The sequence below is a fragment of the Thioclava electrotropha genome (assembly GCF_002085925.2).
Taxonomy (GTDB): Bacteria; Pseudomonadota; Alphaproteobacteria; order Rhodobacterales; family Rhodobacteraceae; genus Thioclava; species Thioclava electrotropha.
This window is the reverse complement of sequence record NZ_CP053562.1, coordinates 227,946-240,352: the sequence shown is the minus strand read 5'-3', so window position 1 is coordinate 240,352 and position 12,407 is coordinate 227,946. Positions and strand designations below refer to the sequence as shown.

Sequence of the window (12,407 nt, the reverse complement as noted above, 5' to 3'; positions counted from 1 at the left end):
GCCGCCGTCCTTTCTACACCCTGCGCAATGTGCGTCAGGGTTTGCGCGACAGGTTTCTGATCCGCTCCACCTGTGCCACGTCGCTCTCCGCCTCCAAGGCGGTAAGCAGGCGATGCATATGTTCTGCATCGCACAGTTCGACCTCGACGAGAACCGAATAGAAGTCCGGCTTGCGCTCCACAAAGTCGAGGTCCGAGATATTTGCCTTCTGCTGACCGATCAATGTGCAGATATGTCCCAGCACGCCAGCATCGTTCGAGATCGTGACCTTCAGGGTCGCGGTGTAGGCGGGCGGGTGTTGCCCGGTCTTCCAATGCAGATCGACCCAGCGTTCGGGCTGATCCTCGAACTCTTCGAGTGCGGGACAGTCGATGGCATGGATCACCACGCCCTTGCCGCGATAGGTGATGCCGACGATGCGCTCGCCCGGCAGCGGCTGGCAGCAATCGGCGCGGCGGAAGCTCTGATCGGCGCCGAGGCCCAGAACGGCGCGGGTCGGCTCGATCTCGGTGCCTTCGCGGCGTTGGGCGAGCTCCGGGTAAAGCGCGTCGAGCACATCCGAGGCCGCGAGCTCGGCGGAGCCGAGCCGGGCGAGAACTTCGTCCTGATCGCCGATCCCCAGCGCCTTGCCGGCGGTGCGCAGCGCCTTGTCGGTCACGCGGCGGCCGACATGCTCGAAGGCCACCCGCGCAAGTTCCTGCCCCAGCTTGATGAAGCGGTCGCGATCTTCCTCGCGCAGCGACTTGCGGATCGCGGCCTTGGCGCGCCCGGTCGCCACTATATCGAGCCAGGTCAGCTGCGGACGCTGGCCCGAAGCGGTGATCACCTCGACCGACTGGCCGTTCTTCAGCCGGGTCCAGAGCGGCACGCGGATGCCGTCGACCTTGGCGCCGACGCAGCTATTGCCGATCCGCGTGTGGATCGCATAGGCGAAATCGATCGGGGTCGCGCCCTTGGGCAGCTTCACCACATCGCCTTTCGGGGTGAAGCAGAAGACCTGATCGGAATACATCTCGAGTTTGACGTTCTCGAGAAACTCGTCGTGATCGCCATCGCCATCGGGGTCCGAGAACCGCTCGCTGAGCGAGGCGAGCCATTTCGCCGGATCGACCGCGAAGGGGTTCTGCGCCCGCTCGCCGTCGCGATAGGACCAGTGCGCCGCGACGCCCGCCTCGGCCACTTCGTGCATCTGCCGGGTGCGGATCTGCACCTCGACGCGCTTGCCGTCACGCCCCGAAACGGTGGTATGGATCGAGCGGTAGCCGTTGGTTTTCGGCTGGCTGATGTAATCCTTGAACCGGGTCGGCACCGCGCGCCAGCGGTGGTGGATCAGGCCCAGCACCCGGTAGCAATCCATCTCGGTGCGGGTAATGACGCGGAAACCGTAGATATCCGACAGGCGCGAGAAGGTGAGCTGCTTCTCCTCCATCTTGCGCCAGATCGAATAGGGCCGCTTCGCGCGACCGAAGACGTCGGCGTCGATATCCTCGTCTTCGAGCAGCGCGCGGATGTCGGCGGTGATCTTCGGGATCACATCGCCGGTTTCCTTCTGCAGGCTGACGAAGCGGCGGATGATCGAGGTACGCGCCTCGGGGTTGAGCACCTTGAAGGCGAGGTCTTCAAGCTCCTCGCGCATCCATTGCATACCCATCCGGCCTGCGAGTGGCGCGTAGATCTCCATCGTCTCGCGCGCTTTTTGCGCCTGCTTCTCCGCTCGCATCGAACGGATCGTGCGCATGTTGTGCAGACGGTCGGCGAGTTTCACGAGGATCACCCGCAGGTCTTTCGACATCGCCATGAACAGCTTGCGGAAGTTCTCCGCCTGTTTCGAGGCCGCGTTCGAAAGTTGCAGGTTGGTCAGCTTGGTGACGCCATCGACCAGCTCGGCGATCTGCTCGCCGAACATCTCGGACACTTCGCCATAGGTCGAGCGCGTGTCTTCGATCGTGTCGTGCAGAAGGGCGGTTACGATTGTCGCATCATCCAGACGCTGCTCGGTCAGGATCGCCGCCACTGCGACAGGATGCGAAAAATAGGGCTCGCCCGAATGCCGGAACTGCCCTTCATGCATGTCTTTTCCGTAGGCATAGGCCTTTCGGATCAGATCCGCATCGGTCTTGGGATTATAATTGCGGACGAGCGCGATCAGGTCTTCGACGTCGATCATTCGCGCTCGTTCCAGCCAATCAGTGGATTATTCGCGCCCCTGCGCGTCCATCAGCGCGCGCAGCATACGCTCTTCGCTCATGTCGTCTTCGACGGCACGATCGGGGCTCTCGCCACCCATGAGCATCGCCATCGAGTCCTCTTCGGGCTCGTCGACCTCGATCTGGGTCTGGTTGCTCTCGATGAGACGCTCACGCAGATCCTCGGCCGATTGGGTCTCCTCGGCGATTTCGCGCAGAGCGACGACGGGGTTTTTATCATTGTCACGCTCGACCGTGAGGGGAGCGCCAGCAGCGATTTCGCGGGCACGATGCGAAGCGAGCATTACCAGCTCGAAGCGGTTCGGAACCTTGTCAACGCAATCTTCAACCGTCACGCGGGCCATGAATCTCTCCAGAAGAACTCGGATTGAGGGCCCTACTTAGGCTTTGCAGTGCAGAAACACAAGCGCCCATCCGGCCTGTCCGCAGGGTTTTGAACACGTTACAGAGGGGAAATCGGGTTTTTTTCCACCTCGGGAAGAGCGGCGAGCATATCCATCACGCTGTCGCCCGTGATCGGGTGGCGCCAGAGCGGTGCGATTTCGGCCAAGGGAATCAGCACGAAAGCCCTGTCCTGCAAGCGCGGATGCGGCAGGATCAGCTCGGTCGGAGCGTCGCGCCGCTGCGCCTCCGGCGGAAGGTTTTTCCAGCGCAGAAAGCTCTCGCGTTCCGGCAGAACCCGATCCTCCGAGGCGATCAGGTCGATATCGACAACACGCGCGCTCCAACGACCTTCCCGCACACGGCCAAATTCTTCTTCGACTCCATGAAGTTGCGCGAGCGCATCGCGCGGTTGCAAACTGCTTCGCATTTTGCAACAAGCGTTCACGAAATCGGGACCGGACCCTTCGGGAACGGCAGGCGTCGACCAGAACCGACTGGCGGCAACCAAGGAAAACCCCAATTGCTCGAGCCGCTCGATCGCGGCGCAGAGCGTAGTGCGAGGAGACCCGAATTGGCTTGGTAGATTCGCCCCGAAAGCGACCAAATAGTTAGTGTCCATAAAGACAGATTCCGTTTCCCTCGCGAAATGCGATATGTCCTAGATAAATCTGGTCGGCCCTCCCCGCCTGTGCAACACAATTGATGCGGCTATACTTTCCGTATCGGCACCTGCGCGAACTGGTCCACCCTACCTGTGCAAGAGGACTGTATGTTCTACAAGGACGAACGGCTCGCCCTGTTCATTGACGGATCTAATCTCTATGCGGCCGCCAAGGCGCTTGGCTTTGATATTGATTACAAGCTGTTGAGACAAGAATTCGAACGTCGCGGTAAACTCGTCCGCGCGTTCTATTACACCGCTCTTCTGGAGAGTGAAGAATATTCGCCGATCCGACCGCTCGTGGATTGGCTGAATTACAATGGATTCGCGATGGTCACCAAACCCGCCAAGGAATACACGGATTCCATGGGTCGCCGGAAGGTGAAGGGCAATATGGATATCGAGCTGGCCGTCGATGCGATGGAACTCGCACCGCGCCTCGATCATATCGTGCTGTTCTCCGGCGATGGTGATTTCCGTCCGCTGATCGAAAGCCTTCAGCGTCAGGGTTGCCGCGTCTCGGTCGTCTCGACGATCCGCTCGCAGCCGCCGATGATCGCCGACGAGCTGCGCCGTCAGGCCGACAATTTCATCGAACTCGACGCGCTGCGCGAAGTGATCGGTCGCCCGCCGCGTGAGCCGCGCGAGGACGAGAACGGCGACGACAGCTGATCCGGGGCCTGACGCGACCCGTAATTCGTGCTTGAAGGGGCGTGCAGATCACCTGCGCGCCCTTTGTCTTTCGCGGAAAGCTTTATGCTCGAAAACGTCTCCCTCTTCGGCCTCTTCGTCTCGGCGCTTCTGGCGGCGACGCCGATCCCGTTCCAGTCGGAGCTCGTATTCGTCGCGCTGCAGACGCTTGGCACCCAGAATATCTGGCTGATGATCCTCATAGCCGCCGTGGGAAACACGATCGGCTCGCTCGTCACCTACGTGATCGGACTGGGCGTCACCCACTTGAAAGACCGCAAATGGTTTCCGGCCTCCGAAGCGCAGCTCGCGCGCGGCCATCGCTGGTTCGAGCGCTGGGGGATCGGGCTGCTGTTGCTGAGCTGGGCCCCCGGCGGCGATCTTATCTGCCTCGTCGCGGGCATCCTGCGGATGTCGATGTGGCTCTTCATTCCGCTGGTCTTCGTGGCCAAGGCCGGGCGCTACGCGGTGCTGGCCTGGCTGACGGCGGAAGCGATCAAACTCGCAAGCTGATCGCCTCTGGACGCGAGGCGGACGGGGCTTTAGGTCTGAACCCGAACAAAGGAGCGCGCGATGAAACCCTCCCTGACCCTTTATCTGGCGGCCCCGCGCGGCTTTTGCGCGGGCGTCGACCGGGCGATCAAGATCGTCGAGATGGCGATCGAGAAATGGGGCGCACCGGTCTATGTGCGCCACGAGATCGTGCATAACAAATACGTCGTCGACAGCCTGCGCGACCAAGGCGCGGTCTTCGTGGAAGAGCTCGACGAATGCCCCGATGACCGGCCGGTGATCTTCTCGGCCCATGGCGTGCCGAAATCGGTGCCTGCCGAGGCGTCGCGGCGCGAGATGATCTATGTCGACGCGACCTGCCCGCTGGTGAGCAAGGTCCACAAGGAAGCCGAGCGGCACTCGAACGAGGGGCTGCAGATGGTCATGATCGGCCATGCGGGCCACCCGGAAGTGCTGGGCACGATGGGGCAGCTGCCCGATGGCGAGGTGCTGCTGGTCGAGACGGTCGAGGACGTCGCCAAGATCACGCCGCGCGATCCCGATCGGCTGGCCTTCATCACCCAGACCACGCTCTCGGTCGATGACACCGCGGCGATAGTGACCGCGCTGCAGGACCGTTTCCCGAAGATCGTCGGCCCCGCGAAGGAAGACATCTGCTACGCCACCACCAACCGTCAGGCATCGGTGAAGGCGATGGCCGATCAGATAGACGCGTTGCTCGTGATCGGCGCGCCGAACTCGTCCAACTCGCGCCGTCTGGTCGAGGTCGGCAAAGCCTCGGGCTGCGCCTATTCGCAGCTGGTGCAGCGCGCCGCGGATATCGACTGGCGTGCGCTGGAGGGTGTGCAGACGGTCGGCGTGACCGCGGGCGCGAGCGCGCCGGAAGTGCTGATCGACGAGGTGATCGACGCCTTCCGCCAGCGCTATGACCTGACCGTCGACCAGATCGAAACCGCCCGCGAGGACATCGAATTCAAGGTGCCCCGCGTGCTGAGAGAGGCCTCGTGATGCGCGGTATTGGCCCGAAAATCCCCGGCGGCGCTTTGCTCCTTGGTCTTGCCGGGCTGATCCCGTTCCTCTGGGGCGTGCTGGTCGTGCAAACCGGGCAATTCGCCTTCATCGCGGACCCACGTGTGGCGGTGCTCGCCTATGGTCTGATGATCTTTTGCTTCATGACGGGCAGCCTCTGGGGTTTCGCCGCGAGCGCGGAATGGGAGACCGGCTATTTCCTCGCCGTCGCTCCGGTTATCTTCTTCATCGCCTTCGTGGCGCTCGGGATGCCGGTGAATTTCGTGCTGATTCTGGGCTTCCTCGCCCTGCTGCCGCTCGACTGGCTGTTCCAGAAATTCGGCCACACACCGCGCTGGTGGCTCAAACTGCGCATCGGCCTGACGGTCGTCGTCGTCGCCTGCCTGATCGCGATCGTAAGGACGTAACGAGATGAAGCTTTATTCGATGCCCTCCTCGGGCAACAGCTACAAGGTGCGTCTGCTGATGGCGTTGCTCGGTCAGAGCTACGACAAGATCGATGTCGAGTATGACACCGACGCCTTGGCCGAAGCTCATGAAAGCGGCGCGCTGCCCTTCGGTCGGGCGCCGGCGCTGCATCTCGACGACGGGCGGGTGCTCGCGGAGTCCAACGCGATCCTGACCTATCTCGGCGAGGGCTCGCGCTTCGTGCCGGAGGATCGTTTCGTCCGGGCGCAGATGCTGTCGTGGATGTTCTGGGAGCAGAACCAGCACGAGGGCGTCATCGCCGTGCGCGCCGCGATCCTGTGCTATCCGCATCGCGCCCATGAGCGCACGCAGGAGACGCTCGACGCGCTGGAAGTGCGCGGCCACGTCCTGCTGGGCATCATGGAACAGCGGCTGGAGCAGGCCGATTGGCTCGCGGGCGACGCAATGAGTCTCGCCGATATCTGCCTTTACGCCTACACCCATACCGCCGAGACCCGCGGCGGCTATGATCTCGAGCCCTTCCCGGCACTGCGCCGCTGGCTCGACCGGATCGCAGCGCTCGACGGCTATGTGGGTCTCGATGCCTGAGCTTTACGCATGGACGGACGGTGCCTGCAGCGGCAATCCCGGCCCCGGCGGCTGGGGCGTCTTGATGCGTGCGATGGACGGCGAAAGCGTCGTCAAGGAGCGTGAGCTGAAGGGCGGCGAGGCCGAGACCACCAATAACCGGATGGAGCTTCTGGCCGCGATCAACGCTCTGGAGACCCTGACCCGCGACACCGCGATCACGATCACCACCGACTCCGCTTACGTGAAGAACGGCGTCACCGGCTGGATCCACGGCTGGAAGCGCAACGGCTGGAAGACCGCGGCGAAGAAGCCGGTGAAGAACGTCGACCTTTGGCAGCGGCTGGACGAGGCGCAGCGCCGCCATCGTGTGACGTGGGAATGGATCAAGGGCCATGCGGGCCACCCCGAGAACGAGCGCGCCGACGAGCTGGCCCGCGCCGGGATGGAGCCCTTCAAACCGGCCAAGCAAAAATGACCGCCCTGCCCGACTGGCTGGGGGAGTTTCCCTTGGGCGCGGCGCTGGATTACGCCTCGGTACTGGTCTTCGCGCTGACCGGGGCTCTGGTCGCCTCGCGCCAGCAGCTCGACCTCGTGGGCTTCATCTTCATTGCCGCGCTGACCGCTATCGGCGGCGGCACGCTGCGTGATCTGCTTCTGGGGCGCGACCCGGTCTTCTGGGTCGGCGATCCGACCTATGTGCTGATCGCGGCAGGGGCGGCGGTGGTCGTGTTCTTCACCGCGCATCTCTTGGAAAGCCGCTACCGCGCGCTGCTGTGGCTCGATGCCTGTGCCTTGGCGGTCGCGGTGCCTGCGGGCGTCGCGATCACGATGCGGCTGGAGCATGGCCCGGTGATCGTGCTGATCATGGGCATCGCCACCGGCACGTTCGGCGGCTTGATGCGTGACGTGGTCTGCAACGAGGTGCCGCTGGTGCTCAAACAGGGCGAGCTGTATCTGTCCTGCGCGTTTGCCGGGGCCATGAGCGCCGTGGTCGCGACGGCCCTCGGGGCGGATACGCTGATCGCGCTGTTGATCTGCGGCGGCGTGACCTTTGCGCTGCGCGCCGGATCGCTGCGTTTCGGCTGGAAGCTTCCGGTCTACAAGGCGCGCCCGCCGAGGCAGTATTAACCGAAGTAACTCAGCACGACCGGCGCGAGGAAGGCGGTCAGCACCGCGTTCAGCCCCATGCCGATGGACGCAAAGGCGCCCGCAGTCTCATGCACCTGAAAAGCCCGCGCCGTGCCGATGCCGTGGGCGGCCACACCCACCGCAAAGCCCCGCGCCCGCCAGTCGCGAAAACCCAGCAGGTTGAGCATCGGCGTCACCGTGATCGCCCCGATCATGCCAGTGAGGATCACCAGCGCCGCGGTCAGCGACGGCTCGCCACCCAAGCTTTGCGAAATACCGATAGCCACCGGGGCCGTCACCGATTTCGGCGCGAGCGAGGCGAGCAGTTCAGGCCCCGCGCCCATCGCCTTCGCAATCGCCAGAACCGAGACGATGGCCGTGACCGACCCCGCCACGAGCCCCGCCGCGATCGGCAGAAGCGCGCGTTTCACTTTCGGCAGGTTCGCATGCAGCGGCACCGCAAGACAGACCGTCGCCGGACCCAGCATGAAGTGCACGAATTGCGCCCCGTCGAAATAACGCTGATAGGGCGTGCCCGTCATCAGAAGCACCGCCCCGAGGATAACCACCGCGATCATCACCGGATTGGCGAAGGGGCTGCGGTTCACGCGCCTGAAAATCGTATCCCCGATCCAATAGGCGATCAGCGTCGCCCACAGCCACAGCAGCGGTTCGGAGGACAGGTAGGACCAGAGCTTGAACGGATCAGTCATCGACATCGCTCCGGGTCAGCTTCGCCACCGCGACGAAGGCCGCCGCCCCGACCACGATCGCCAGCATGGTCGAGATCACCAGCGCCACCGCCAGACCCACCCCATGCTCGCGCAGCGCGCCGAGATGCGCGACGATCCCCACGCCCGCAGGCACGAAGAGAAGCGACAGGTGCTGCAACACGAACTGGGCCGTGGGGCGCACGATCTGCTGCACCTTGCCCGAGACGCTCATCGCGATCAGCAGGAAGATCATCCCCAGAACCGGGCCGGGAAGCGGCAGTTGCAAGGCGCGGGACAGGATCTCGCCGGCGAGTTGGCAGGCGAGGATCAGGGACAGGGCTGGGATCATCGGTCGGCTCCTTGGGACGCACCCGATGCTAAGCCTCCGCGATCAAAAGGAAAAGACAGCGGAGGTGCATACCCGACTGCGTCGGCGGGCATCTCGCACCCCCGAAACCTGCGCAAGAATGCGCCAATATATTGTGGATAACAGCCCCATCATCGCCAGATGCGGTGTCTTCCCATTGACTCGCAGGCCTGCTCTACGGACACTTCTCAGAACTCAGTCAGATTCGGAAAGTTCGGCAATTGCGCTTCTCTCGGCTACGTCTCAACGGTTTCAAGAGCTTCGTGGACCCCACGGATCTCGTGATCCATGACGGGCTGACCGGCGTCGTCGGACCCAATGGCTGCGGCAAGTCGAACCTCCTGGAAGCGCTGCGCTGGGTGATGGGCGAGAACCGCCCCTCGGCGATGCGCGGCGGCGGCATGGAAGACGTGATCTTCGCCGGTGCCTCGTCGCGCGGCGCACGCAATTTCGCGGAGGTCGCGCTGCAGATCGACAATACCGAGCGGCTTGCGCCCTCCGGGTTCAACGACAGCGACGGGCTGGAAATCGTGCGCCGGATCACCCGCGATGCGGGCTCGGCCTATAAGGTGAACTCCAAGGACGTGCGCGCCCGCGACGTGCAGATGCTGTTCGCCGATGCCTCGACCGGCGCGCATTCGCCCGCGCTCGTGCGGCAGGGCCAGATTTCCGAACTGATCAACGCCAAGCCGAAGAACCGCCGCCGTATCCTCGAGGAAGCGGCCGGGATTTCGGGCCTCTATCAGCGCCGCCACGAAGCGGAGCTGAAGCTGAACGGCGCGGAACAGAACCTGACCCGCGTCGACGACGTGATCGAGCAGCTCGCCTCGCAACTGGCCACCTTGGCCCGGCAGGCGCGCCAGGCCGCGCGCTACCGCACCATTGGCGAAGAGCTGCGCCGCGCCGAGGGGATGCTGCTGTATCGCCGCTGGCGCGAAGCCGATCTGGCCCGCACCACTGCCGAAGAGGCACATCGCGAGAAGGTCGCCGGGGCCGCGCAGGCGGAGAAAGCGTCCCGCGAGGCGGCCAAAGCCCGGCAAGGCAAGGAAGACGCATTGCCGCCGCTGCGCGAGGAAGAAGCCATTGCAGGCGCGATCCTGCAACGGCTCACCGTACAGCGCGATGCGCTCTCGGATCAGGAAGATCAGGCGATCGCGCGGATCGAAACGCTGAAAGCCCGGATCGAGCAGCTCGTGCGCGACATGGAGCGCGAAGCGGGTCTCAACCGCGATGCGGGCGAGACGATCGGGCGGCTCGAATGGGAGCAGGCGCAGATCGCGAAAGCCTCCGAAGGGCATGAAGACAAGCTGGCGGCCGCGGTCGATGCCGCCCATGAGGCCGCGCAGATTTTGCAGGAGCGCGAGGCGCAACTGTCGGAACTGACCGAGGATGTCGCGCGGCTCGCCGCCCGTCACCAGTCGTCGCAGCGTCTCGTCACCGACAACCGCGCGACGGCGGAGAAATCCGAAGCCGCTGCGGCGCAGGCGAAGCAGGCCGCCGAAGCCGCTGCTGCCGCGCTTGCGAAGGCGAACACGGAATTCGAAGCGGCAGAAGGCGCACAGACGCAGGCGCAGGCCGCAGCCGAAGCCGCCGAGGAAGCGCTTGGCCAAGCCGATGACGCGCGCGCCGAGGCTCAGGGCCGCGAAAGCGCGGCCCGGGCGGCGCGCTCGGAAGCCGAGGGCGAAGCGGGGGCCTTGCGGGCCGAGGTGTCGGCGCTCGCGCGTCTGGTCGATCGCGAAGCCTCCAACGGGCAGCAAATTCTCGACCGCGTCCGGGTGGATCGCGGCTACGAGGCGGCGCTGGGTGCCGCGCTCGCCGATGACCTGCGCGCGCCGGAAGTCGGCGAGGATGACGCGACCGGCTGGCAAGCCCTGCCCGACTATCCCGCGCCGCAGCCCCTGCCCGTCGGTGTCGAGCCGCTCTCAGCTCATGTGGATGTGCCCGATGTGCTGGTCCGCCGGATTTCGCAGATCGGTCTGGTCGAGGATTACGACGAGGGCGTGCGGCTGCAGGATCAACTGGCCCCCGGCCAGCGGCTCGTCTCGACCGAGGGCGACCTTTGGCGCTGGGACGGCTATCGCGCCGGTGCCGAGGACGCCCCGACCGCCGCCGCGCTGCGCCTGCAACAGCTCAACCGTCTGGTGGAGTTGAAGCGCGATCTCGAAGACGCCGAGGCGCGCGCTTCGGGCGCGAAATCCGCCCATGAGGCGCTGACCGCCGCGCTGGCCGAGGCCACCCGCGCCGATGCCGCCGCCCGCGAGGCGCGCCGTGATGCCGATCGCCGTCTGGCCGAAGCTGGCCGCGCGCTCAGCCGGGCCGAGGCCGATCGCTCCATCGCCAGTTCCAAGCTGGAAAGCGCCCAGCTCGCCGTCGCCCGCCACGAGGAAGAAGCCGGCAGCGCGCGGATGGCGCTGCGCGAGGCGGAGAATGCGCAATCCTCCCTGCCCGATCTGGACGCCGCGCGCGGCGACGTCGAGGCGGTGAAGATGACCGTCGAAGCGGCGCGGATGACGATGATGACCAAGCGCTCTGCCCATGACGAAATCCGCCGCGAAGGCGAGGCGCGGCTGAAGCGTCGGCAGGAGATCACCAAGGAAATCTCCGGTTGGCGGCACCGGCTGGAGACCGCCGAGAAACGCTCTGCCGAGCTGGAAACCCGCAAGATCGAGAGCGAGGCGGAGCTGAAGGACGCCTCTGCCGCACCCGAGGAACTGGCCGCGAAACGCGCCGAGCTGTCGGAGGCCATCGCCACCGCCGAAGCGCGTCAGGCAGAGGCGTCGGACAAGCTTTCGAGCGCGGAAAGCGCCCTGCGCGAGGCGCAGCTGGCCGAGCGCGAATCCGAACGTCTGGCTGGCGAGGCGCGCGAAGCCCGCGCCCGCGCCGAAGCGCGCGTCGATGCAGCCCGCGAGACCGTCGCCTATGCCGCCGAACGTATTCTGGAGGAGACCGAGAAGTCGCCGCAGGATCTGCTGGCAAGCCTCGACGCCGATCCCGAAAAGATGCCCGACGCGGAAAAGCTCGACGCGGAAGTGAACCGGCTGAAACGCCTGCGCGAGAGCCTTGGTGCTGTGAACCTGCGCGCCGAGGAAGACGCCCGCGAAGTGCAGGAAGAGCATGACACGCTGGTGCAGGAGAAATCCGATCTCGAAGAGGCGATCCGCAAGCTGCGCGCGGGGATTTCGGGTTTGAACCGCGAAGGGCGCGAGCGTCTGCTGACCGCGTTCGAGCAGGTGAACGAGAACTTCCGCACGCTGTTCACCCACCTCTTCGGCGGCGGCTCGGCGAACCTGCAACTGGTCGAAAGCGACGACCCGCTGGAGGCCGGTCTCGAGATCATGTGCCAGCCGCCGGGCAAGAAGCTGTCGACGCTGTCGCTGCTGTCGGGCGGTGAGCAGACTCTGACCGCGATGGCGCTGATCTTCGCGGTCTTCATGGCCAACCCCGCGCCGATCTGTGTGCTCGACGAGGTCGACGCACCGCTCGATGACGCCAACGTGACGCGCTTCTGCGACCTGCTCGACGAGATGACGCGGCGCACCGATACGCGCTTCCTGATCATCACCCACCACGCTGTAACGATGGCGCGGATGGACCGGCTGTTCGGGGTAACGATGCAGGAGCAGGGCGTGAGCCAGCTGGTCTCGGTCGACCTGAAGAAGGCCGAGGCGCTGGTGGCATAACGGCGAGGGGCTCCGCCCCCGCGCTATCGCGCCCTC

At 64.9% G+C, this 12,407-nt stretch carries 13 protein-coding genes; 8 read left to right on the top strand and 5 right to left on the bottom strand.

The window, feature by feature from the left end; translation table 11 throughout:
- Positions 1-34: 34 nt before the first annotated feature.
- The 3 genes from AKL02_RS01215 to folK form a co-directional block, all read right to left on the bottom strand.
- The gene (locus tag AKL02_RS01215; protein ID WP_078570796.1) at positions 35-2,167 is read right to left on the bottom strand and encodes a RelA/SpoT family protein; all 2,133 of its coding nucleotides are present in this window, start codon (positions 2,165-2,167) and stop codon (positions 35-37) included.
- Positions 2,168-2,194: 27 nt separating this feature from the next.
- Positions 2,195-2,551, bottom strand: a complete 357-nt coding sequence (rpoZ, locus tag AKL02_RS01210; RefSeq protein ID WP_078522357.1) for a DNA-directed RNA polymerase subunit omega — start codon at positions 2,549-2,551, stop codon at positions 2,195-2,197.
- 98 nt (positions 2,552-2,649) lie between these two features.
- Positions 2,650-3,195: a 2-amino-4-hydroxy-6-hydroxymethyldihydropteridine diphosphokinase gene (gene folK / locus AKL02_RS01205; protein ID WP_232621689.1), complete on the bottom strand. Its 546-nt coding sequence runs from the start codon at positions 3,193-3,195 to the stop codon at positions 2,650-2,652.
- Between the two features lie 165 nt (positions 3,196-3,360).
- Here folK and AKL02_RS01200 point away from each other — a divergent pair, with 165 nt between their 5' ends.
- The 7 genes from AKL02_RS01200 to AKL02_RS01170 all read left to right on the top strand — a co-directional run bounded on the left by AKL02_RS01200 (position 3,361) and on the right by AKL02_RS01170 (position 7,611).
- Positions 3,361-3,924, top strand: coding sequence for a LabA-like NYN domain-containing protein (locus AKL02_RS01200; RefSeq protein ID WP_078522355.1), 564 nt, complete (start codon positions 3,361-3,363; stop codon positions 3,922-3,924).
- 84 nt (positions 3,925-4,008) lie between these two features.
- Positions 4,009-4,455 carry a YqaA family protein gene (locus AKL02_RS01195; protein WP_083076241.1) on the top strand — a complete coding sequence of 149 codons (447 nt, stop codon included), beginning with the start codon at positions 4,009-4,011 and terminating at the stop codon, positions 4,453-4,455.
- A gap of 60 nt (positions 4,456-4,515) precedes the next feature.
- On the top strand, positions 4,516-5,463 hold the full coding sequence (ispH, locus tag AKL02_RS01190; protein ID WP_083076243.1) for a 4-hydroxy-3-methylbut-2-enyl diphosphate reductase: 948 nt from the start codon (positions 4,516-4,518) through the stop codon (positions 5,461-5,463).
- A complete protein-coding gene (locus AKL02_RS01185; RefSeq protein ID WP_083076245.1) occupies positions 5,463-5,891 on the top strand; it encodes a DUF3429 domain-containing protein in 429 nt (142 codons plus the stop codon). The genes ispH and AKL02_RS01185 overlap by 1 nt, the downstream gene beginning before the upstream one ends.
- 4 nt (positions 5,892-5,895) lie before the next feature.
- Positions 5,896-6,501, top strand: a complete 606-nt coding sequence (locus AKL02_RS01180) for a glutathione S-transferase family protein (protein WP_083076247.1) — start codon at positions 5,896-5,898, stop codon at positions 6,499-6,501.
- Positions 6,494-6,958, top strand: a complete 465-nt coding sequence (gene rnhA / locus AKL02_RS01175; RefSeq protein ID WP_078551118.1) for a ribonuclease HI — start codon at positions 6,494-6,496, stop codon at positions 6,956-6,958. Before AKL02_RS01180 ends, rnhA begins: the two co-directional genes overlap by 8 nt.
- A complete protein-coding gene (locus AKL02_RS01170; RefSeq protein ID WP_083076249.1) occupies positions 6,955-7,611 on the top strand; it encodes a trimeric intracellular cation channel family protein in 657 nt (218 codons plus the stop codon). The genes rnhA and AKL02_RS01170 overlap by 4 nt, the downstream gene beginning before the upstream one ends.
- Here the strand turns inward: AKL02_RS01170 and AKL02_RS01165 are convergent.
- Both AKL02_RS01165 and AKL02_RS01160 read right to left on the bottom strand, forming a co-directional pair.
- Positions 7,608-8,324, bottom strand: coding sequence for an LrgB family protein (locus AKL02_RS01165; RefSeq protein ID WP_083076251.1), 717 nt, complete (start codon positions 8,322-8,324; stop codon positions 7,608-7,610). The genes AKL02_RS01170 and AKL02_RS01165 overlap by 4 nt on opposite strands.
- Complete coding sequence (locus AKL02_RS01160) at positions 8,317-8,673, bottom strand: CidA/LrgA family protein (RefSeq protein WP_083076253.1); 357 nt, start codon at positions 8,671-8,673, stop codon at positions 8,317-8,319. The genes AKL02_RS01165 and AKL02_RS01160 overlap by 8 nt, the downstream gene beginning before the upstream one ends.
- 239 nt (positions 8,674-8,912) lie before the next feature.
- Between AKL02_RS01160 and smc the strand changes: the two genes are divergently transcribed.
- Positions 8,913-12,371: a chromosome segregation protein SMC gene (smc, locus tag AKL02_RS01155; RefSeq protein WP_083076255.1), complete on the top strand. Its 3,459-nt coding sequence runs from the start codon at positions 8,913-8,915 to the stop codon at positions 12,369-12,371.
- Positions 12,372-12,407: the final 36 nt, after the last annotated feature.

Coding starts and splice junctions, on each gene's coding strand:
- AKL02_RS01215 (WP_078570796.1), bottom strand. CDS start 2,167: ATGATCGACGTCGAAGACCTGATCGCGCTCGTCCGCAATTATAATCCC.
- rpoZ (WP_078522357.1), bottom strand. CDS start 2,551: ATGGCCCGCGTGACGGTTGAAGATTGCGTTGACAAGGTTCCGAACCGC.
- AKL02_RS01200 (WP_078522355.1), top strand. CDS start 3,361: ATGTTCTACAAGGACGAACGGCTCGCCCTGTTCATTGACGGATCTAAT.
- AKL02_RS01195 (WP_083076241.1), top strand. CDS start 4,009: ATGCTCGAAAACGTCTCCCTCTTCGGCCTCTTCGTCTCGGCGCTTCTG.
- ispH (WP_083076243.1), top strand. CDS start 4,516: ATGAAACCCTCCCTGACCCTTTATCTGGCGGCCCCGCGCGGCTTTTGC.
- AKL02_RS01185 (WP_083076245.1), top strand. CDS start 5,463: ATGCGCGGTATTGGCCCGAAAATCCCCGGCGGCGCTTTGCTCCTTGGT.
- AKL02_RS01180 (WP_083076247.1), top strand. CDS start 5,896: ATGAAGCTTTATTCGATGCCCTCCTCGGGCAACAGCTACAAGGTGCGT.
- rnhA (WP_078551118.1), top strand. CDS start 6,494: ATGCCTGAGCTTTACGCATGGACGGACGGTGCCTGCAGCGGCAATCCC.
- AKL02_RS01170 (WP_083076249.1), top strand. CDS start 6,955: ATGACCGCCCTGCCCGACTGGCTGGGGGAGTTTCCCTTGGGCGCGGCG.
- AKL02_RS01165 (WP_083076251.1), bottom strand. CDS start 8,324: ATGACTGATCCGTTCAAGCTCTGGTCCTACCTGTCCTCCGAACCGCTG.
- AKL02_RS01160 (WP_083076253.1), bottom strand. CDS start 8,673: ATGATCCCAGCCCTGTCCCTGATCCTCGCCTGCCAACTCGCCGGCGAG.